The sequence below is a fragment of the Haladaptatus litoreus genome (assembly GCF_900156425.1).
GTDB lineage: Archaea > Halobacteriota > Halobacteria > Halobacteriales > Haladaptataceae > Haladaptatus > Haladaptatus litoreus.
On record NZ_FTNO01000003.1, the window covers coordinates 110022 to 129817 of the forward strand.

The 19796-nt window shown below is 55.2% G+C and carries 20 protein-coding genes and 1 pseudogene; 11 read left to right on the forward strand and 10 right to left on the reverse strand.

Annotation, left to right across the window (positions count from 1 at the left end; translation table 11 throughout):
* Positions 1 to 87 precede the first annotated feature (87 nt).
* The 6 genes from BW974_RS14910 to BW974_RS14935 all read left to right on the forward strand — a co-directional run bounded on the left by BW974_RS14910 (position 88) and on the right by BW974_RS14935 (position 5179).
* Entirely contained in the window at positions 88 to 864 is a 777-nt protein-coding gene (locus tag BW974_RS14910) for an SDR family NAD(P)-dependent oxidoreductase (protein ID WP_076431061.1), read from the forward strand.
* A gap of 731 nt (positions 865 to 1595) precedes the next feature.
* Positions 1596 to 2240, forward strand: a complete 645-nt coding sequence (locus tag BW974_RS14915) for a helix-turn-helix domain-containing protein (RefSeq protein WP_076431062.1) — start codon at positions 1596 to 1598, stop codon at positions 2238 to 2240.
* Positions 2241 to 2397: 157 nt separating this feature from the next.
* The gene (locus BW974_RS14920; protein ID WP_076431063.1) at positions 2398 to 2757 is read left to right on the forward strand and encodes a group I truncated hemoglobin; all 360 of its coding nucleotides are present in this window, start codon (positions 2398 to 2400) and stop codon (positions 2755 to 2757) included.
* Positions 2758 to 2866: 109 nt separating this feature from the next.
* A complete protein-coding gene (locus tag BW974_RS14925; RefSeq protein WP_076431064.1) occupies positions 2867 to 4060 on the forward strand; it encodes a hypothetical protein in 1194 nt (397 codons plus the stop codon).
* Between the two features lie 244 nt (positions 4061 to 4304).
* The gene (locus BW974_RS14930) at positions 4305 to 4592 is read left to right on the forward strand and encodes a DUF211 domain-containing protein (protein WP_076431311.1); all 288 of its coding nucleotides are present in this window, start codon (positions 4305 to 4307) and stop codon (positions 4590 to 4592) included.
* A complete protein-coding gene (locus tag BW974_RS14935; RefSeq protein ID WP_076431065.1) occupies positions 4592 to 5179 on the forward strand; it encodes a VIT1/CCC1 transporter family protein in 588 nt (195 codons plus the stop codon). Before BW974_RS14930 ends, BW974_RS14935 begins: the two co-directional genes overlap by 1 nt.
* Positions 5180 to 5229: 50 nt before the next feature.
* On the opposite strand, the gene BW974_RS14940 is transcribed toward BW974_RS14935, so the two are convergent.
* Both BW974_RS14940 and BW974_RS14945 read right to left on the reverse strand, forming a co-directional pair.
* On the reverse strand, positions 5230 to 6582 hold the full coding sequence (locus BW974_RS14940) for a sodium:calcium antiporter (RefSeq protein ID WP_076431066.1): 1353 nt from the start codon (positions 6580 to 6582) through the stop codon (positions 5230 to 5232).
* 325 nt (positions 6583 to 6907) lie between these two features.
* Entirely contained in the window at positions 6908 to 7096 is a 189-nt protein-coding gene (locus BW974_RS14945) for an HVO_2922 family protein (RefSeq protein ID WP_076431067.1), read from the reverse strand.
* 147 nt (positions 7097 to 7243) lie between these two features.
* Between BW974_RS14945 and BW974_RS14950 the strand changes: the two genes are divergently transcribed.
* From BW974_RS14950 to BW974_RS14960, 3 genes are all read left to right on the forward strand, one after another.
* The gene (locus BW974_RS14950) at positions 7244 to 8836 is read left to right on the forward strand and encodes a glycosyltransferase family protein (RefSeq protein ID WP_076431068.1); all 1593 of its coding nucleotides are present in this window, start codon (positions 7244 to 7246) and stop codon (positions 8834 to 8836) included.
* A 136-nt stretch (positions 8837 to 8972) separates the two neighbouring features.
* A complete protein-coding gene (locus BW974_RS14955; protein ID WP_076431069.1) occupies positions 8973 to 9854 on the forward strand; it encodes a universal stress protein in 882 nt (293 codons plus the stop codon).
* Between the two features lie 143 nt (positions 9855 to 9997).
* Positions 9998 to 10426, forward strand: a complete 429-nt coding sequence (locus BW974_RS14960; RefSeq protein ID WP_076431070.1) for a DoxX family protein — start codon at positions 9998 to 10000, stop codon at positions 10424 to 10426.
* Positions 10427 to 10527: 101 nt separating this feature from the next.
* Here BW974_RS14960 and BW974_RS14965 read toward each other — a convergent pair whose 3' ends face one another.
* The 4 genes from BW974_RS14965 to BW974_RS14980 all read right to left on the reverse strand — a co-directional run bounded on the left by BW974_RS14965 (position 10528) and on the right by BW974_RS14980 (position 13826).
* A complete protein-coding gene (locus BW974_RS14965) occupies positions 10528 to 11955 on the reverse strand; it encodes an amidohydrolase (protein WP_076431071.1) in 1428 nt (475 codons plus the stop codon).
* 201 nt (positions 11956 to 12156) lie between these two features.
* On the reverse strand, positions 12157 to 12606 hold the full coding sequence (gene arsN2 / locus BW974_RS14970; protein WP_076431072.1) for an arsenic resistance N-acetyltransferase ArsN2: 450 nt from the start codon (positions 12604 to 12606) through the stop codon (positions 12157 to 12159).
* A 25-nt stretch (positions 12607 to 12631) separates the two neighbouring features.
* Entirely contained in the window at positions 12632 to 13459 is an 828-nt protein-coding gene (locus BW974_RS14975; protein WP_076431073.1) for an arsenite methyltransferase, read from the reverse strand.
* On the reverse strand, positions 13452 to 13826 hold the full coding sequence (locus tag BW974_RS14980) for an ArsR/SmtB family transcription factor (protein WP_076431074.1): 375 nt from the start codon (positions 13824 to 13826) through the stop codon (positions 13452 to 13454). Before BW974_RS14980 ends, BW974_RS14975 begins: the two co-directional genes overlap by 8 nt.
* A 401-nt stretch (positions 13827 to 14227) precedes the next feature.
* Between BW974_RS14980 and BW974_RS14985 the strand changes: the two genes are divergently transcribed.
* Complete coding sequence (locus BW974_RS14985) at positions 14228 to 15454, forward strand: substrate-binding domain-containing protein (RefSeq protein WP_076431075.1); 1227 nt, start codon at positions 14228 to 14230, stop codon at positions 15452 to 15454.
* A 303-nt stretch (positions 15455 to 15757) separates the two neighbouring features.
* On the opposite strand, the gene BW974_RS14990 is transcribed toward BW974_RS14985, so the two are convergent.
* The gene (locus tag BW974_RS14990) at positions 15758 to 16093 is read right to left on the reverse strand and encodes a DdfA family disk-determining factor (protein WP_084186310.1); all 336 of its coding nucleotides are present in this window, start codon (positions 16091 to 16093) and stop codon (positions 15758 to 15760) included.
* A gap of 182 nt (positions 16094 to 16275) precedes the next feature.
* Between BW974_RS14990 and BW974_RS26545 the strand changes: the two are divergent.
* Positions 16276 to 16467, forward strand: a pseudogene (locus tag BW974_RS26545) (hypothetical protein); the annotation flags it as partial.
* 95 nt (positions 16468 to 16562) lie between these two features.
* Here BW974_RS26545 and BW974_RS15000 read toward each other — a convergent pair.
* The 3 genes from BW974_RS15000 to BW974_RS25730 form a co-directional block, all read right to left on the reverse strand.
* Positions 16563 to 17912, reverse strand: coding sequence for a transcriptional initiation protein Tat (locus BW974_RS15000; RefSeq protein WP_076431076.1), 1350 nt, complete (start codon positions 17910 to 17912; stop codon positions 16563 to 16565).
* Between the two features lie 343 nt (positions 17913 to 18255).
* Positions 18256 to 18633: a DUF5518 domain-containing protein gene (locus BW974_RS15005; RefSeq protein ID WP_076431077.1), complete on the reverse strand. Its 378-nt coding sequence runs from the start codon at positions 18631 to 18633 to the stop codon at positions 18256 to 18258.
* A 743-nt stretch (positions 18634 to 19376) separates the two neighbouring features.
* A complete protein-coding gene (locus BW974_RS25730) occupies positions 19377 to 19550 on the reverse strand; it encodes a hypothetical protein (protein ID WP_175609707.1) in 174 nt (57 codons plus the stop codon).
* Between the last annotated feature and the right edge of the window lie 246 nt (positions 19551 to 19796).

Genomic DNA, 19796 nt, shown 5'->3' on the forward strand with positions numbered 1-19796 from the left:
TTCTAATTTTTTTATTTATCGAATTTAATATATATCATTCCCTGCTGTAACCCAAACAACCAAACGTGGGTGCGATAGTCCTCAGTTGTGAATAGTCCACTACACGGCAAGACCGCCGTCGTGACGGGTTCGAGTAGCGGTATCGGGTTCGCAATCGCACGTGAGTTCGCCGCTCGCGGCGCGAACGTCGTTGTCAACTCCCGTTCGCAGGAGCGAGCGGCGGACGCTGCGAGCGAAATCAGCGGTGAAAGCGGCGCCGCCATCCCTATCGAAGCCGACGTGACGGACGAGGATTCGCTGGAGTCGCTCGTCAAAAGTACGGTCTCCGAGTTCGGCTCGTTGGACGTTTGGGTAAACAACGCTGGTATCAATATCCGCGGCCCGGCGGAGGAGATGTCGTTGGATGATTGGCAACAGGTCATGGACGTAAACCTGACCGGCACGTTTAGCGGTTCACAGTTGGCGGGGAAGCAGATGATAGAGCAGGGTACCGGTGGGAGTATCATCAACGTCTCCAGCATGATGGGCGAGCAGGGGCAGACTGGCCGAACCCCGTACAACACATCGAAGGGAGGAGTGAACAATCTCACCCGCTGTTTGGCCGTCGAGTGGGCCAAACACGAAATACAGGTCAACGCCATCGCGCCGGGCTACATCCGTACCGAAATGGTTGACGATGCACAGGAGCAAATCGGCTTCGACGAGCAAGATGTCATCGACCGAACCCCGCTTGGGCGGTTCGGAACTGTCGAAGAAGTTGCGAACTGTGCGGCGTTTCTTGCGGAAGGAGAGCATTTCATGACCGGTGAAATCCTCCATCCGGACGGCGGGTGGCTCTCATTTGGCTGGGGAAGTAAGGGGTAATCACGTCGGATACTGATTCGACGGCAGACGGGTGTGCGACTCGAGTAACAGCGCCGCTGCTCGAATTTTGCGTTCGAACGTACGATTGTATTCATCACTAAATGAAATGCTTGCGTCTGAAGCCACGGTTCGTAAACCACTAGATGAGTAAGTACTACACCTCATGGCAGATGATACTGATTCACTCGAAAACGACTACGAAACCGATTGTCCCTTGTGTGACCAACCAGTTCATGCTCGCCATAATATCTGTCCTCATTGTGAACATCTTCTCGAATGACACCGTTGCGGCGACTGTTCGATCATGTTCTGGCTCATCGGGGGTTCGAAAACGACGAACATCGATTTAATTACCACCCCTCTCGTTTACGGAACTGTCCGACGGAATCGAACGGAAGTGTATCTCGCGAGCGAGGCCGCCGGTAAAATCTGGGAGCACTACGACCGACGCCTACGCAAACACTGCCAAAACTGCTTGACAAGCAGAAAAGCTCGGCTACTCTCGCTTTTGAGTCGTCAACTACGACGGTGCACTCCGATTCTCGAACTACTGGCCGATAAAATCGGACTTTCGCCTCGGTAGTCGGGATAGTTGGTTATTAGGACCCTTCGAGACTGATTCTGCTACAAGACTGTACAGAGAGTATGATTAGCTCTAAATATCTCTTTTTGGGCGGCATTTCCACAGCGAACGGATTGACTTATGTTCCAGCCGTCGGTGACCTCTACGCATGGTTTCTGGTGTTCACGCACAACTTGAGGTACGCGGCGCGGAGGGCTGTCCCGCGTCTGCGGTGAGCGAGGAGTGTACGGTTGAGTCCGTGACGGTCAGCCAGCACAGCACGCCGGAAACGACAGCTGTCGTCGGAGAAGTGACGGTAGACCATGCGGACGACGAACGGACGGAACCACAACACGTGGACGAAGTGTTCGCCGACGATTCGAAATCGGTGTATCGGTACAGTCACTCGAACGGCGACTGTCCGTGTTCACGCGTTCCAAAACACGGGTGTCCCATCCGTGAGCTTCGTGTCGATTCCGGACGACTCGTGTTCTCGTTTATCGCACCGAATCTCGAAACGCTTCGAGAAGTCGTTTCGGATTTGCAAGGGCGTTGTGCTGGCGTCACGGTTCGCCGTCTCACGCGATCCGATTCCCTCGACGATACGCAGTCGCTACTGTTCGTAGACCGGACTGCGTTCACGAAGCGACAGTACGACGTCCTCCGAACCGCCCATCGGATGGGGTATTTCGAATCGCCGAAGGAGTCGAACTCCGAAGCGGTTGCCGACGAGTTAGGAATCTCGGTGACGACGTTCGTCGAACATCTCTCGGTCGCCCAGACGAAGCTGTTGGAACAGCTACTGACGGAGTGAGTTGTCCGTTTTTCGCCGCCGACAAATCGTGTTTCGGACTGTACCCACGTATTGTGTGTGCAGTGGTCATTGATAACTTAGAACATAGGTTTAAATAAACCCAAATATACTAGCACCAGTTCGTATCTCGCCGTGACGACGACAGTGAAACGACGCAATGACACGAACGATTTATCGAGAAATCGGCGGACGGGACGCGGTCGAAACAGTCGTCACCGATTTTTATGACCGAGTGTTGGCGGACGACCAGCTTGCACCGTACTTCGACGGAATGGACATGAACGAACTGTACGCCCATCAAGTTCAGTTCATCAGTGCTGTCGCCGGCGGCCCGGCCGACTATACGGGCGACAACATGCGCGAAGCACACGCGCATCTCGATATTGACGAAGATGATTTCGACACGGTCGGTCAGTATCTCGAAACAGCACTTCGGGAGAACGGCGTCGAGGACGACAATGTAGAAGCGATTATGGCCGAAGTCGCTTCCCTCAAAGAACCGATTCTCGGCCGGTAGCAACCGCTGTATCGACGAATAAAACCGCGATACACAACACTGTTTCTCACTCACCGATGTTGTGACCCAATCAGTCAGGTAAAAGTAGCTCGCTCGCTAAAATCCACTAATGTCATCGAAACGGCGTCGTCCGCGAGATGAAGCTATTCATGGGTGCTCCCACTGCGGAGCATTCCGTCTGCTCTCTGCGTTCGTTTTCGCCGTGCTCGTGCTCGCTCACACTCCCGTCGTTTCCGCACACGGTACGACTGCAACCGGCGGACTCGCACATGGGCATGGAACTTTTCTCGCTCTCGGCGGACTCGGAGTTATCGCCGCCACTATCGTCTATAAGCGAATTGGTCGTCTCTCGCCGACGGCCGCACTCTCCGGGGTATTCGTCGGACTCGTTATGACTGCACTCGGAGCAATCCTCTTCGAAGCGCTGTCGCCGGAAACCACCTATTCAGGGGCCACCATGCCTTTTCCCCGGTCGTGGTACCTCCCATTGGCGCTCTCGGTGGGTTTCCTGGTTATCGTTGCGAGCCTGGTCATCGGCCGACTTCGGTGGCCGACGCGCCCTCGTTATTCCTTCCTCGGCATTCTAGCGGGATTGTGGATTGCGTATCCGTACCTTCTTCCCGGCAACGCCAGTGACTCGCATCCGCTCGGGTACGCTATCGTCTTGGGAACGCCCATCCTCGTTGGGTACGTCGTCTGGAAAGACGTGGGGACTGTGCTTCGTTCGGTTCTTCGTGACCGGGCTGCCCGCTGGTTTGGCATCGGTGTCGGGATCGTCGTCGCTCTCTTTTTCGTCTCTATTACGGGCTATCTCTCGTTCTTCCCGGAAGAAGGCCTCCCGCACGAGCGGGTGGTCGTCGTTCTTCCCGCAATCTATCAGCTCGTGACGTGGCCCACGCTCGAAGTATATCTCCCTCACGTCCCACTCTTCGTGGCAATTTCACCCGGACAGCTCATCGTCGTCGGGTTGTTGAGCACGCTTGTCGGACTGAATGCCGCCGTAATCGCCCGTCATTGGCGCGTCGAGGAACGCGCGGGAATGACACAGAGCACCGCTGGGGCCGGTGCAATCGTCGGTTCGTGTACGTGCGGTTGCTGTGGCCCGCTCGTCGCCAAAGTCGCCGTGTTGTCCGCGGGGCCTTCCATCGCGGCCCCGCTGTATTGGGTGTTCGTCGATACGGCCTCGCCACTCAGCGCACTGTTCATCGTTGCGAGCATCGTCCTGTTCGTCGGCAGTCTCGTCTACTCGGTCGAAACGGCGCGTCAATCCGGAGAATCGACGGCCGTTATCCCCGCCGATTGAATCACAGAAGAGAGGGGTTAGCTAGTATTTCGAAGTGCAGCTCCCGACGAATCGTTCTTTGAGCAACTCGTAATAGTATTCATTCTCATAAAACTACTACCGACGACTCGTTGGTTGTTCTACCAAATACAGGGATACGATACTATGAGCTGAACTCGCTGGTTGACCAGCCGATAATGAGAACACGACTCCAGTAGCGAGCAACATCAGTATCCCTTTGAGAGACGGCATGGAATACACGCTTATGACTCATATTCGTCGCTTAGTGATTGACGTATTGAAGCCACACGAGCCATCGACCTTAGAGTTCGCACAGCAGGTTTCGGAAGCCGAAAGCGTCGCTGGCGTCAATGCATCGGTCATTGAACTCGACAGAGAGGTACAGAATGTGAAGTTCACCATCGAGGGCGAATCCATCGACTACGATACAGTCGAGGCGATCATCGAGGATGCGGGCGGTTCGGTTCACTCGGTCGATCAGATCGCCTGCGGGGAGTATATTGTAGAAGACGCGCCGACACCACAGGACTGATGGGAGAGAAACCGGATTCGAAGTCGATTTTGAAGCGCGCCGGATTCGATGGCATCGGACCCATCGCGCGGCGATATTTCGTCTCGAATGGGTTTGACGGTGCGCTCACAGGCGTCGGTATCACCGTCGGCGCGTACCTCTCCGGGGTACCTGATGGCTTGACGGTTATCAAAATCGGTCTTGGGGGCGCTGTCGGCCTCACGACCTCCGGCATCTGGAGTGTCTGGGAAATCGAGCGTGCCGAGATGAAGGCCGAACTGCACGACATCGAAGACGCGATGCTTACCGAACTGAGCGACACCCAGATCGAGCGCGACAAGAACAGCGATCAGGTCGTCAATGCGCTGATGAGCGGGCTCGGACCGCTGTTCGGGCTCGTGTTACCGCTCGTCCCGTTTCTCTTCGAGGGGGTCGCGCTTTCGCTGTTCGAGGCCACAGTTCTCTCGGTCGCCGTCGCAGTCGGCGTGTTGTTTGTCTTCGGTGCCTACATGGCGTCGATATCTCGCCAACGGTGGTATATCGCCGGCATTCGAATGGGACTCGCTGGTATCGTCGTCGCAGTCATCAGCATTTTCCTCCCTGGATAGATTATCAGACACTTTTGAACTAGTCGAAAGAGTGCATTTAGATGACTTATTTACTTAGCGTGTTCAGACTGCTGCCCTTGGAATGCGCCCCGGACACTCGCGCTCGTGTGCTTGAGGAGGTCGCGAAGACTTCCGGAGCGGGAGACGAACAACCCAAGGCCGAGGACAACGTAAATTCCGGTAAAGACGTACAGGATGAGAAGACTGAGATCTGCGGCAGTCGCTCCCGCGTATGTCTGAATCACGTAGAACTCCGCGCCAACCTGTGAGACGAACAGGACGAGCAGGGCGATTGCCTCGCGGGCGCTGATTTCGAAGTTCGCCAGGATGGCGATGGCGAAGAAGCTCTGTGCGGCGGTTATCCATATCTCGGCGGCCTGCTTCTGGTCGAACGAGAGCGTCCCGATGTGGCCCGCAGCAATCGAATACACGATTGCGAGTGTCCCAACGAGGAGCGTCCATTGGTTGAGCTTCGAGGAGATCAGCGCGTTGAACCCGGCGGTCGAGCGCGCCTTATTGACGAGGTACGCGACGACGATGAGTTCGGGACTTTCACTCGCCAGCGGCGCGAGCCACTGAATCATGAAAAAGGACGGGATACCGAAATCCGTTCCGAGTTCCTCAAGACCCAGTGCAAACGGATGAACCGCCTCGAAGATGACCGCTCCCGAAAAAATAAACAGGAACAGTACGACCGCAATTCGCGGTGCCTTCGCGTATCTTTGGAAATACGCTGGAACGCCGACGTGCGCGTCGGTTTCTTCTACGTCACCGCGAACGATGATGCCGATGTAGAGGGCGTACAGGCCGACAAGGACGAGAGTATCCACGATTCCGATGCCGCCACCCAGCGGGATGAAGAATGCGTAGGCAGTGGCGGCAAGCAGGAATGCGATTTCGAGGGAAATATCGCGGTCGATACTGACTGCGTCAGCGAGGAATCCATCGCGGTGGATAACGGCCAAATCGCTCGCCCGCTTCGCTCGATAAATCGTAAAGAGTGCGATGCCGGACCATCCAAGTCCGATGAGGATGCGGTTTGCACCGGTCATGTTCGCGATTGCGAGGTTGGCTGCTTCTATCCCACGACTGGTTCCCTCGAACGCCCCAGCGTTCCACGCGTAGAGCGCGTCAACCGCGTACTCGGGCGCGACGGCGAGCACAGCGAGGACAGCGATGGCGAACGCGGTCGGAACGTCCTTTTCTGCTGTTTCTGCACCCCACGCGAGCAGAAAGGCGGCGCCGAGGATTGCGAGTCCGCCGACGAAAACGGCGGTTAGCGGGATGATATTCGTTTTCGGGTTAAGATGAAAATCGTGCGTGACGAACAGCGCGATGAACGGAAGCGTCAGGAGTAATGCACCAGCGACCGCGACGAGCGGATGTTGGAGGCGTTTATACATGATTCTCACCGGTTAATGAGATTGGCCAAATGCTCGGCAAAGTTCCCGTACTCTCGTTCTTGTCTTTGAATATACCTCTATTCATGTATATCAAACCAATGCGGTAGACACTGAAAAAACACAAGATAACGGATAGAGCGATTATATCGGCCGCGAGAGAGCCTGAATCGACCATATTCACTGTTGACCGGGGGTAGCTCGAATCCGGCGGATGTAGCGTCTGAGAGCCTCACCTTGACCATTTAACAGCACAACGCGACCATCAGGATGGTATCCACCATGGGAGCTATCGAAATTCCGCTCTCCCTAAATCCACTATGCTCGTTCAGTTCGAGACGACGATTTGTGCGTCCGGTGCGCTGGTTTTCACGCTCCGTATCCCACGTTGTGCACCCTGCTTCGATGCGTATCCTTCCCCGCTGTCCGCGATGATGTTTCCGTTCGAAGCGACGAGTCGCCACCGCCACTCATCGGCGGCATCTTGGTACAGTTCGAATATCGGCTCTTTCGGCATATCTCAGCGTAGTATCTGAGCAGTAGTAACGGTACTCATTTTTTCGACGTTTTCGGGAGAACCAGATACAGGTTCGGTCGGAGGCCAATATCGGCACGATTAGGACATCAGTAGACACAATACCAGTCGTTGCAATCAACCACACGAATGTCTCTCAAGGCCCGAATGCGTGTGTTCTTCAGCGCCGACGGGATGGAGAGCGACGCGTTTTGGCTTTCGATTGCCGTAACCGTCGGCATTGCCGTGTATTTGGCGTATCTCGCGCTATACCCGTTTCCAGCGCACGGAGCGGGATTGTACCTCGCAATCGCGGAGCAGATTAGCGCACATGGCTATCGACTACCCGAAACGATTCCACATTACACCGCAGAGGGAGTACCGTTCGCATATCCGCCGTTGCTGTTTTACGTGATTGCTATGCTTCGAGATACGTTCGGTATCGACCCGATTTCACTCACGCGATATTTACCGGGGCTCCTCACCGTCGTGTATCTGATTCCGTACTACTACCTCACGAAAGAGATTCTCGAATCGCCGTCGCAGGCGGGTGTCGCCACGGTGATGCTCGCCGTAACGCCGGTCGTTCTCAAGTGGCATCTCGCAGCAGGCGGCATCGTTCGCGCAGCGGCGTTTCTACTCGTTCTCACTGGCCTGTACACCGGAATACGAACGTTCAAAGGAAAGAATCGGCGATGGCTCATCCCCTCAATCGCGCTGTTTGCCCTCACCGTGCTCACCCATCCCGTCTATACGACGCTCTTCGGCCTGAGCTACCTCCTCATGGTCGGCTTCTTTGACCGGTCGTGGACGGGGTTAGGACTCGGTGCATCGGTTGCGATAGGTGGTATCGCACTGGCGTCCCCGTGGTGGTGGCACGTCGTATCGACGCATGGACTATCCATATTCACCGCGGCGGCCGGAACACACGACGGCCTCGGCGGTGGATTCGCTCGTCTCTTCGATTCGTTCGTTGGGCCGTTACTGTCGAGCACCCAATGGCCGTTCTACCTCCTCTCGGTCGCTGGCGTCCTGTTTCTGGTTCGACGGCGGCGATTGTTCGTTCCTGCATGGATGGTTCTGACTGGATATCTCCTCACCCAAAATCGACTGCTGTACGTCGCAGGGGCAATGGCGGCGGCAGTGTTCGTTTGCAAAGTCTGTCTTCCGGTCGTCAGGGAGCAGGTAGGAACCGACAACCGGGGACGATACATCCCCCTTTTCCTGTTCGTACTGGTCGTCGGTTCGACCCTCGGCTTCGGCGTCCTGACGACGGGCGACAGTGACGCTGAAGCCGAAAATCGAATGGAAACAGTCCTTCCTGCGCCGTACATGGATAAACACGACGAACACGCCATGGGGTGGGTAAAGCGCCATACTGCCCCGTCGTCACAGTTCGTCGTGCTCGGCGACGCCGCGGAACTATTTCCGTTCGTGACTCACCGGACAAGCCTTGCGAGTCCGTGGGGTGTCGAGTGGAAAGGCAGTACCCAGTTCGAGCGACAAAAGGAGTTGTACGACTCGACGTCGGCTTGCACGACTGCGGATTGTCTTACACAGTCACTTCAGAACGCACAGCTACGGCCGGATTACGTGTACGTTCCGAAAGGTCACTACACGATACGGCGGGACGACCACGTCCAACCATCGCGGATGCGTCGGTCGTTGGTGAAATCGCCGAACTACTCACTCGCGTTCGAAAACCGGAACGTAATGATATACCGGGTGAATGCTCTCGATTGATTCTCTCCGAATGGCCCAACCGGGGGACATACCGTTGCAAGAACCATCGGTGGAACCCAAACGAGGCGCAGAATATGACTTAGAAGTCACATATACAAACGCATTAGCGCTTCCGTCCCTTAGTTCTCGAAGAAACATGTACGAGGACATCCTTCTCCCATTCGACGGAAGCGACGGTGCTATAGACGTGCTCCATCACGGCAGTGCGATTGCACGATGGGCCGATGCGACTATGCACGTCCTCTTCGTGGCGGACACGACTCGCGACAGCGTTGTCACAATCGAAGGGCAGGTAGTTGATGCACTGGAAGACCAAGGCGAAAACATCGTTGAAGAGGCAGCGGAGGCTCTCAAAAACAGTGGCATCAGGTACAAAACCGACGTTATCCAAGGCAATCCAGCACCATCGATTGCCAACTATGCCGAACGATACGGTCATGACTTGATTGTCATGCCGACACACGGCCGCACGGGTGTTTCTCGCTACCTCATCGGGAGTGTGACCGAAAAAGTCGTCCGCCTTTCTTCAGTGCCGGTACTAACGGCACGGATACAGCCTGACGAACGACTCGACTTCCCGTACGAAGATATTCTGATTCCTACAGACGGGAGTCGCAGTGCGACTCACGCCGTTCGGCACGGCCTCTCATTCGCGGCGGTTCTCGATGCAACCGTTCACGCGCTTTCAGTAGTGGACGAGACTTCGCTCGGATTCGACGTTCGCAATACGGCCTCCGAGGTGAGCGGCGAACAGGTCGCGAACAACGCCGTTGACGATCTTCTCTCCGAGGCGAAGTCACATGGGGTCACAAACACCGTTTCCCACGTTTCCCACGGGTCGCCGTTCGAGGAGATACTCAACTATATCGAATCGAACGACATCGACGCTGTCGTGATGGGAACCACGGGTCGGCGTGGAACGGATCGAATTCTGTTTGGCAGTGTTGCGGAAAAGACGGTCAGGTCTGCCCCCGTTCCGGTTATCACAGTCAGCGAAGACGACACGAAAGAATCCTGATAAAGAGGTTCGCTGAGTCGAACGAATCGCTGGCCGAGAGGGTGAAGCTCGGTTAGTAAAATCGTGATCCAACGTCTCACTGGGGGCAGATGTTTCGTCTGCGGATGAGGTACTGTTTTTATCCACGATTCCCTACACATGGTATGAGTGATACCACTGACAATACCCTCGGTCGGCTCAAGCGTCCACTTCTCTACGTGATGAGCCTCGTCTACGTCGTCGCTGGGGTGCTCCATTTCGTTGCTCCGAAGGTTTACACGCGCATCATTCCGCCACAGTTTCCTCGACCGGTTTTCCTCGTCTATCTCTCCGGTCTTGCCGAGATCGTCCTCGGAATCGGTGTGCTGTTCCAGCGAACACGCCGTCAGTCCGCGTGGGGACTCATCGCACTTTTGGTCGCCGTCTTTCCGGCGAACGTTCACATGGCGAGAAACGAGATACTACCGGACGGAGTGCCTGACTGGGCCAGCGGCATCGCTCGGGTTGCGCTATGGGTGCGTCTCCCGTTCCAAGTTGTGCTCATCCTCTGGGCGTGGTGGTACACGCGCGTGAAGTCTGGAAATGGGGAGTAGCAAGCGACGGCATCAATGCCGTACAAGTAGCGAAAGAGCGGTTCTATTGTGCAGTGCGGGAGATGCGAGTCGAGTAGGTATACGTAGCGATTTAGCGATACTTAGCGCTTTACGAGTTCATAGGGGTCTGCCCCCTCAGGAAGCGGACTCTCGTATTCGTGCCCGGCTAATCGCTCCTCGAACTCCATCCGGGCCTGCTGCCGGAGTTCTGCGTCTTCGAGCAAATCCGCGAGTGTCGCCGCAATCGTCTTCGAGGCGAACTCCATTCCTGCGGTTCCCAGACTCTCCCCGGCCGCCACAGCTTGCCACGAGTGAGCAGGAGTCCCGACGGGCCACGTTGCGGCCCTGAACCGACCGAGCGGGACGTTCCACGAGACGTCGCCCGAGTCCGTAGAATAGGAGCCGGTTTGCCCCTCATCGAGTGCGTCGATGGGTTGTGAGAATATTGCTTCCTCGCGGGCAATATCACGGTTTGGTTCGGGAATCTGTTGGATGGCACCCTCTCCGTCACCGAGCGTTTCGCGGAGTTCGGCCGCGAATTCGGCCTGTTCGTCGTCAAGCGGAAAATCGGCGTGTTCCATGTTCTCGCGGATTGCGTCGGCGATGGTATGATTCGGCAAGACGCCGTACATTCCGGAAGTCTTCGTCGCGTTGAGGTCAGTTCGAGTCATCTGAGCGGCGGCGTCGGCGATGTCACGAACCCATTCGGAGATTCGCTCGACCTCCTCGCGCTCGGGAGCGCGCACGAGATACTCTACGCTCGCTTCGCCGGGGACGACGTTCGCCGCCGAGCCACCGTTCTGGATGACGTAGTGGATGCGCGCGGCGTCGGACACGTGTTCACGCATGTACTCGACACCGGTGTTCAAAAGTTGCACCGCATCGAGCGCTGACCGACCGGATTCGGGCGAGGCCGCGGCGTGGGACGTTTCTCCGTGGAAGGTGAAATCGAACGCATCGACTGCGAGACACGACCCTTTTCCGGGTGCATTATACCATCCCGGATGCCAGGAGACGACCGCGTCCACGTCGTCGAAGGCACCGTCGCGAACCATATACACCTTGCCGCCACCGGCCTCTTCGGCTGGTGTACCGAAAAAGACGACTGACCCAGACAGTTCATTCCGCTCGATAGCGTCCTTGACTGCGATGGCTGCGCCGAGACTGCCGACGCCGAAAAGGTTGTGCCCGCAACCGTGGCCGGGAGCCCCGGCCTCGACTGGTTCGCGCTCGGCTTTCGCCTGTTGGCTCATCCCCGGAAGGGCGTCAAATTCGCCCATCGTCCCCACAACTGGGTTCTCTTGCCCGTACCGAGCAATAAAGGCAGTTTCGATACCACCAACCCCGGTTGTTACCTCGAACCCTTCCTCTCGTAAAATTGACTGAAGCCGCTCACTCGACGCGGATTCCTGTAGCGCGACCTCTGGATTTTCCCAGATGTCTCGGGCGACCGTCTTCAACCGGTCGCGCTCGGCCTCGATGGTTTCGAACAGTCCCTGCTTTAGGGACTCATACTCTTGCCTCGACATATGGTATCATTTGTGGAGGGGGGCAAAAGCGTTTGTTCACCGGCAGTCGAGGTTGCTACGGGCAAAAGCGCTAAAAATAGTATTCGACACCAGTGAGTTCTGTTCGTCGGATTTCAGCGAAGTCGATAGGCTCATAGTCGCGTCTCGAAGGCGCGCTATCCGTTCCGTGAATTAGTTCGACGGTAGGGTGACGGATTGACGTTACTCCAGCTGTTTTGTCATACACGTCGCCGTCGAGGGGCAGAACTCCTGAAACTCTCCGGTTTGTCGAATTTGTGGTGGGACATCGTCTCGTTGGATTTCGTGGAAGCCGAGGTCTTCGAAAAACGCCTCGGCAGTCGTCGTGAGTAGATAAACTCGTGTCACATCGTCCGCAGTCGCTCGGGCGAACAGTTGTTGACACAGCGTTCGCCCGAATCCATTTCCTCGCTTTGCGGGTTCGACCGCAATCGAGCGGAGCAAAGCAGCATCGCCGTATCGTTCGAGTCCGCCGACACCGACTCGGGCGGAATCGGCGGTGAAAATGTACAGGCTGTCTTTTTGTTCGGCGATGTCCTGCGTCGGTAGACCGTACTCGGAGAGTAGGGTACGGATGTAGTCGAGATGCTGTTCGGTTGCCGGAACCAATTGTATATGTTCGTCTGCGCCCATGCTTTGCTGCTGTAGTACCGATTTTTCACCGCGCCGGCTTGTGCCCTTCGATGGTTGCGGAAACGACGTACTCGCTCACATCGTGACTGTCGTCCCATTCTCGAATGAACTGGTCGCTTTCTTCCTTTGGCTCGATATGGATATCCTCGAATCCCGCATCGTCGAGCATCGTTCGAAGCGATTCGATCGTCGTGGCTCCAGCGACACATCCTGTGAGTGAGTCGAGGTCGTTTCGAGCGTCGGCAGGGAGTGGGGCGGTCATCACGATGTCGGAAATCGCGAGGCGGCCATCTGGACGCAGAACGCGATACGCTTCCTGAAAAACCTGCGGCTTATCCGGCGAGAGATTGATAACGCAGTTCGAGATAACGACATCGGCGCTGTCATCCGCGACCGGGAGGTGCTCGATTTCACCCAGTCGGAACTCGACGTTGTCCACGTCGTTTTTCTCGACGTTGGTTCGTGCCCGTTCGACCATTTCTGGAGTCATATCGACACCGATAACGCGCCCGTCCGGTCCGACTTCGTCGGCGGCGAGGAAGCAATCGAATCCGCCGCCGGAACCGAGGTCGAGCACCGTTTCTTCGGTGTCGAGCGATGCAATTGCGTTCGGATTCCCACATCCGAGTCCGAGGTTGGCACCGGAGGAAACGGAATCCCTCTCGTCGGCCGTGTAGCCGAGCTGTTCTGCCCGGTCGTCGAGTGCGGTGTCGTCACAGCACGCGAGCGAATCGTCACAACAACCGGTGTCGTCGGTTGCGATGCTCGCGTATCGCTCTCGAACCGCTCGTCGTCGTGTTTCTGCGTCTATCGTCTCAGCATCATCGTTTTTGGAGTTGCTTGTGTTACTCATGGTCCATCTGTCGAATCGTATCGAGTGCGCTCAGCAGTGTTTCGGCTTGCGCTGTCGCTTCGTAGTATCGCCATCGTCCGTCTTTCCGCCGAGTAACGAGTCCGTCCGTATGCAGGCGAGAAAGCGCATGGCTGACGGCGCTCTGGCTGACGCCGAGCGTCGGTGCGAGTTCGCAAACACAGACTCCGTTAGTACTTGCGGCGATACGTCGAAGAGCTTCGTATCGGGTGTAATTTGCTGTCGCCGAGAGAAGCGTAACGTCTTTTCGTATGTCGTCTTCTGAAAGTAGTTGTCCCGTACTACAGCAGCCACACTCGACTGACTGTTGAGGATCGGTCGCCGGTTCCGTCGGAGGCTCGTTCTTCATCTGAATACATTCTCATATGAGGATTTGCTCATATAGTGATTTCGGTGACCCCTCTTTTACGAGTTGACTGTATGAAATCGAGTTCATCTTAAATGGTAGGGATTCTCAGCACGAGGAATACCGGTCAGCCGTCGCCGGCAGAGAATCTCGACTCCCGAAACGCCGTGAGCATCATCTGCACTAATACGCTCCTCTCACGGTGAGTCGTGGCGGTGTCACAATCGCTCCATCCCGAGGTGAGCCATCGCGTTCCGCCTTGTTAAACGAAACGTTCTTTCCACAGATTAGAATCGCCTGAGAGTGGCCTGCCGATGCGTCCGTGATGCGGTTCGCCTCGCTGATAGATTTTGGTAGGCCTAAATTTCGGAATGCTTTTAACTATTTAGGCGAGCCTAAAACGTATGTCGGACGATTCCAGCGGCCACGAGACACCGACGCGCAGAGACTACATGAAGTACGGCGGGACAGTCATCGGTGGCGGCCTGCTCGCCGGTTGCACGGGTGACAGTCCTGAGACCGACACCTCGACCGACGAAACGACGATTGAAGAGGCGGATACCTCGACAGAAGATGGGAGCAACACGGTCGAGATGTTCCCCGTCGGAGAAGTCGAATTCGAAGAAGTCCCCGAGACGTGGACGTCAACGTCGAACGATGCGTGGGCGGATATGGCGATTGCGCTCGGCCAAGCGGACGGGTGCCGAACGCCGGGTGCTCGCACCCAGATATATTATGACGCCCTCGGTATCGAGGTTGACACCGATTGGCCGTGGTTGTGGCAGGACGGCGGTTACTCGAAAGAGATGTTCTATGAGCGTGATGCGGACTTACACCTCCTCGATCCGAACTTAGTGATGCAGTGGGACAGCAACTGGAACGAATCTGACATTGAGGAGATCGAGTCGAACGTCGGCCCCTTCTTTTGCTGCTACAACCGGCGGGTCACGAACGAGTGGCAGAAAGAACTCGACTACCCGGAGAGGGTCCCGTCGATGTTGGAGGCCTTCGAGAAGCTCGGCGAGGTATTCGAAGAGGAAGAACGCGTCGAGGGATTTCTGGACGTACACGCCGAGATGCAAGCGGAACTCGATGACCGACTGAACGGCGTCGAACCGGCCACAGTTGGTCTCATCAACGGCGGGTCGGAGCCTGCGAAGGGAAAGTTCTACCCCCTTAATATCTCCGATTCCGGCTACGAGATGAAGACGTATCAGGATCTCGGCGTCGAAGATGAATTCGCTAAACTCGACGACGGGGTATACGGAGGCACTATCGACTACGAGAAACTCCTCGAAGTCGATCCGGGGGTAATCGTCGTCCAGTGGGAGATCATCAACACTGATGCCAACCACTTCGATCCCGAGGCGTTCGATGAACAGTTCGTCGCACCGATGGAAGAAGATCCGGTTGGGAGTCAACTGACCGCCGTCCAGCAAGGGAACGTATACCCGGGACCGTACCCCGAACAGGGGCCGATTGCGAACCTCTTCCAGACGGAACTCACGGGCCAGCTACTCTATCCGGAGCAGTTCGGGGAGTTCGACCCGCAAGCGTACCCCGAGGTCCCTGAGGAGTACCAGCTGTTCGACCGTCAGCGCGTCGCAGACATCATCAACGGCGACATCTGAGCGCAGAAATCGTTCGATAGTTTATATTGCAGCGGTCGATTTTCCCTGACAATCTGCTGGATGCATCCTCTGTATCGGTCGCGCCCCCTTCTGACGAGTATCAGATATGTTGCGATATATTTCACTTTATCGTTCACCTGCACGTGGAAGTAAGCTGCTCTCCAAACTAGCCTTCTTGCTGCTCGTCACCGGGGCCCTCACTGAAATGGAAACGATTGAATGTTCTGACGAATCCGTCTCTTGTTCACCTTGCTATGGCAGATAAGTGGTCCAGTTCATCTCAAATACTTCCCCTAATCTATGTCAATTAGTGCTGAAGTCGGTGGGATGAGAGAGGGTGATAGCACCGCCATCCTGGACACGAACAGTATAGTCTTCGTATTGAAATCGAACCCGTCTGTTGGTATTTCGGGGCGTCTCGCCATGACGGGATTCAAATAGAGCATCGAGAGCTTCTGGGTCCACGGAGTTTGAGAGAATCGCTAATTCGGTCGGCTCGACGTCGTTCAGTGTGGCGACAGTGCTGATAAGGGTTCCACTCACTGAGTCTATTTTGGGATCGAAAGTGACGTGATGCGTCGTTTGATTGGCGTGATCGTCTTGTTGCTCGGAACTATCGCGATGGTTGTGATCGGTCATGATATGCGTCGAGCGTATATGAACTGTATGTTGCGCCCCACGCGGTTTTAACTTCTCACGTGTATGATATGCCATCAATGGAATACCACATTCACAATCGACAGTAGACGCACAGTGTCTGCTTGCTCATAGTACTCTACAGGTGTCTATCCTGATTAAACCCCTCGTTGACTCGGATTTGCACACTTACGTGGTTTGCACTTCACGAATTGCTTGGCTGGGATGTCACGAACTACGCTGGGTCGTGGACAGAATGGGGTAATCTCGTTCGCCAACCCGTCGCGGTTGACGTCGATGATTCAGCTTCGGCCGACACAAAGAGTAGCACGTCGACACCGTTGGAAAACCACTACCAAACTCGAAGGCTCGGATGAGAATTCTGCTCGATTGCGTTTCGATAGATGACGAGTGATTGGTGAAAGCACGAAGCGACCAGCAATCTCCGCAACGTTTCGGTCAATTCAAATAGTCAGTCCAATGATGCCGTGTGCCACCCATCAAGTACGATGCCAAGAACGTCGCCAAGTTCGCGCATCTGTCCAGTGCCGACGAGGTAGTACGTCGTTGCCTCTACCCGCTCTCGCCAGCCCGGTATGTCGTCTTCGTAGTCTCCAACGCCGATATCACCTGCTCGGATTCGGTCCGATGCCGTTTGCGCGAGGACTCCTGCAAACGGTGAATCGTATTTGTTCCGAACTGAGCGAAACGTCCTGACGGCACGGCGTTTCTCGCGGAATGCGTGCCCAGAGTCGTACTCGGAGTCGTCGGGCGACACGTCGAGTTCCGACAGCGTGAACGCATGCGCTTTTCGGGCGAGTAATGCTCGTGCAACTTCGACCAGACGCACGACGGTATGCCCAGTGCGATAGCCATCTGCGTCGAATCCGAAACGGAAATCGTTGTCATAACAGAGTGCAAACAGCTCCCACCGAGCCGCCCCGTACGGTGTCTCGTGGGTGAGTTCCAGTTCGTCTTCGATTTTCGTTCGCATCTCATCGCGCCGTGGGAACTCGTTGATTGCATTCGTGAGCGTCGTCACTGCATCGTTCAAGACGGCCATGGAGGAACTAGCGTCGCTGGAGAGCCCTTCGCGATACAGGTCACGGTAGTAGCGAGCATTCCGAAGGTACTGTTTCGCTTGGATGTGTGACCCCCACGTGCTTGCCACGTCGCGGTCTGAATAATCGTTGGCACTAGCGACACCGCCTGCATGTATTCCGGAGCGATGTGAATTCAGCCGAGCGAACGAAAGTTGACGTTCGGTAGCGTAAAGATACGCGAAATCTCGAGCCGGGTTGGAGACGGCGTAGTCTGCGAAGGAGTCGAGAACAGCATCAGTTTCTTTCCGAAGTTGCATGCCACGGTCGACGAGTGCTTCCGGTTCCACTTCGTCGAGCACGACTTTTGCATAGCCAATAACTTCGCCAGCGAATTGCATTCCGTACGTTGCCGCGAAGAGTCGTTCTCTGGGATTCGATTCGTCCCTTGCGGACTCCAACCAACCGCCGGAGGGGTCGCTGTTGTCGAGGTGGAACGCGAGATCCTCGGGGAGAGTGTTCACATCGATACGTTCCTGAAGCGTCTTCGCTTGCGCAACCGTTTCTTCGAGCAGTTCGACGGCCTCGTCAGCGTGTTCCGCAGAAATTTCGGGTCGCCAGAGATGACCGGGAGGTTCAGGGTACAATTCAAGGGCGATATCCGTCACCGAATCCGGAAGCCACGCTGGAGCAAGGAGTCCAGTACTCACAAGACTCCCACCGAGGGCGACTCCGCTTCCGGCGAGGAGGGTTCGGCGTGTGACCGAAATATCAGGAACCATATGTTCTTGTTTAATTTTAATGATCACAAATGTGTCGTTTGCGCCCGTGATTAGATCCGGTTCTCCGCTAATCCATGGAGAGTACAACTGCTGTGGTTTCCTACGAGTGTTACCGCCCGGTATTTATCCCGACTATATTTTTGCTCCGAAGTTTGAATTCTCTTCCAGCGCTTGACCGAATACGACCGTCTGTAAGGAGAGCACTGGAGAATTTTTCAATATGGGTGACCGCTGACCAACGGTGGGCTACAAGGTGGTTAGTCTTGAACAGTATTCTTCGCTCCTCAGTGGTGGAGAAGAGCATCTTTCGAAACGGGGTAGCTTTCCACTACCGTTGGAGCAGTCATTCGAGCGTTGTTTTTGCGTACTGGGTGAGTGGGCCAACGATGATTCCTTCGACCACAAAAGTAGGAATGATCATCACGGCGATGGTGGCGGACGTATACGTGCCAACGAAGACAGCAAGACCGACGTGAGCGGCAGTAAGAATGGTACTCACCGCGCTGAACATTCCCATTAGTATCACGGTTGCGATGGCACCGAAGACCCCGGCAAGTGCCCCATCGAACAACCCATCAGAGACCGTCTCTGCGGTCCATCCTGCGATGAGTCCACCGAGAATCCCCCACGGAGCGAGCGCACCACTGCCACCGACACTCCCTGCGAGCGCACTACTCGCTGCTGTGAGTGACGCTCCAAGATAGACGGCTTTGCTAACCATTCGCACTAGTGCAATGCTGTTCTATATATGTTTTTGGCTAGACCAGAGTAACACCACTGGGCCTTCGATTCTGAATGAATTCGTTTACTGATGATTGGAAAATTCTCGCTATGCGGGCGACAGAACACAATGGTATGAAGAGTTTACGCAGTGTGATGGAGATGAACTACAACTACCCGACAATGATGACGTAAGCCACACAGCCTATCTCGAGGCGCATCGTACATGTACAAACTTGAACAGAATCACGTCTGCCGGAAAGGTTATTTCACAGATCTATGAACATATTCATAGTTGTAATGAATTGACGTGCATTCCTACGAGCTACTGGAGGAGCGACCCTACTCACAGTGGGTGCAAAGCGTTTCTTGCCTACCGTATCTGCAAGTAGCGATAAGATGGTGCCGTTCACTGAAGCGGTGGTCGGGGGGATAGCGGACGAACAGGCGCGATTCCCGATGATGGCCCCACTGGCCCCTATGTCACACGGAACTGGATGCAAGATGAAACATGGTTCTGTGATAGTCCGACAATTACCAACGGCACTGCCTATGTTTCTGCTCTTTCCGCCATCAGGCTGTCGACAGAGAGGAGAAAGCTCGTGAATTCTATGACAACAGATAAAATGAAGCGGGAAGTGAAGTATTGGAATTATTCACTGAAGCCTGTGTCTCAGAAATCCGTGGTGATATAGATCGACTTCTACAGATGCTCGGATAAAACCGCAAACGGACTGCAACTGGTTACCGGTTCGCGATGTACCGGGCAATGATTGCAATCGGGATGACAGGGATTGCAGCAGCCGTCACTATCAGAATCACCAAAATAATGAGTTTCACGAATGTCCCGGAATCATCCCAAACCGCTTTTGTTATGCTGTCAATCCCCCGTGCAATGCGTTTGATTCGTCCAGCCATCTGAATCACTTCCCCAATGTTCTACTAGCTTCTTGATTCCCAGCATACTGAGGTACGCTTTTTGGCTAGTGTTCCAACAGGAAGTCTAATCCGCAGGAAAACGACTTCGGTTGAGTTCTCTCCTACGCAAAAAGTACATTCGTCGATTTGAAGTACCGTCATATCTGTCTTAGATGTCATAGAAGTCTAAGTTCGCATAGAGTTTCGAACGGATCCTATTTTGGTTGAAGCGTAGATTTTGAACAC

What these genes read in the sequence shown, in the direction of transcription:
- BW974_RS14940 (WP_076431066.1), bottom strand. Translation starts at nt 6,582, where the DNA reads ATGTATAAACGCCTCCAACATCCGCTCGTCGCGGTCGCTGGTGCATTA.
- BW974_RS15005 (WP_076431077.1), bottom strand. Translation starts at nt 18,633, where the DNA reads ATGGTTAGCAAAGCCGTCTATCTTGGAGCGTCACTCACAGCAGCGAGT.
- BW974_RS14980 (WP_076431074.1), bottom strand. Translation starts at nt 13,826, where the DNA reads ATGAAGAACGAGCCTCCGACGGAACCGGCGACCGATCCTCAACAGTCA.
- BW974_RS14950 (WP_076431068.1), top strand. Translation starts at nt 7,244, where the DNA reads ATGTCTCTCAAGGCCCGAATGCGTGTGTTCTTCAGCGCCGACGGGATG.
- arsN2 (WP_076431072.1), bottom strand. Translation starts at nt 12,606, where the DNA reads ATGGGCGCAGACGAACATATACAATTGGTTCCGGCAACCGAACAGCAT.
- BW974_RS14975 (WP_076431073.1), bottom strand. Translation starts at nt 13,459, where the DNA reads ATGAGTAACACAAGCAACTCCAAAAACGATGATGCTGAGACGATAGAC.
- BW974_RS14915 (WP_076431062.1), top strand. Translation starts at nt 1,596, where the DNA reads ATGGTTTCTGGTGTTCACGCACAACTTGAGGTACGCGGCGCGGAGGGC.
- BW974_RS14985 (WP_076431075.1), top strand. Translation starts at nt 14,228, where the DNA reads ATGTCGGACGATTCCAGCGGCCACGAGACACCGACGCGCAGAGACTAC.
- BW974_RS14920 (WP_076431063.1), top strand. Translation starts at nt 2,398, where the DNA reads ATGACACGAACGATTTATCGAGAAATCGGCGGACGGGACGCGGTCGAA.
- BW974_RS14955 (WP_076431069.1), top strand. Translation starts at nt 8,973, where the DNA reads ATGTACGAGGACATCCTTCTCCCATTCGACGGAAGCGACGGTGCTATA.
- BW974_RS14965 (WP_076431071.1), bottom strand. Translation starts at nt 11,955, where the DNA reads ATGTCGAGGCAAGAGTATGAGTCCCTAAAGCAGGGACTGTTCGAAACC.
- BW974_RS15000 (WP_076431076.1), bottom strand. Translation starts at nt 17,912, where the DNA reads ATGGTTCCTGATATTTCGGTCACACGCCGAACCCTCCTCGCCGGAAGC.
- BW974_RS14960 (WP_076431070.1), top strand. Translation starts at nt 9,998, where the DNA reads ATGAGTGATACCACTGACAATACCCTCGGTCGGCTCAAGCGTCCACTT.
- BW974_RS25730 (WP_175609707.1), bottom strand. Translation starts at nt 19,550, where the DNA reads ATGGCTGGACGAATCAAACGCATTGCACGGGGGATTGACAGCATAACA.
- BW974_RS14990 (WP_084186310.1), bottom strand. Translation starts at nt 16,093, where the DNA reads ATGACCGATCACAACCATCGCGATAGTTCCGAGCAACAAGACGATCAC.
- BW974_RS14935 (WP_076431065.1), top strand. Translation starts at nt 4,592, where the DNA reads ATGGGAGAGAAACCGGATTCGAAGTCGATTTTGAAGCGCGCCGGATTC.
- BW974_RS14930 (WP_076431311.1), top strand. Translation starts at nt 4,305, where the DNA reads ATGACTCATATTCGTCGCTTAGTGATTGACGTATTGAAGCCACACGAG.
- BW974_RS14945 (WP_076431067.1), bottom strand. Translation starts at nt 7,096, where the DNA reads ATGCCGAAAGAGCCGATATTCGAACTGTACCAAGATGCCGCCGATGAG.
- BW974_RS14925 (WP_076431064.1), top strand. Translation starts at nt 2,867, where the DNA reads ATGTCATCGAAACGGCGTCGTCCGCGAGATGAAGCTATTCATGGGTGC.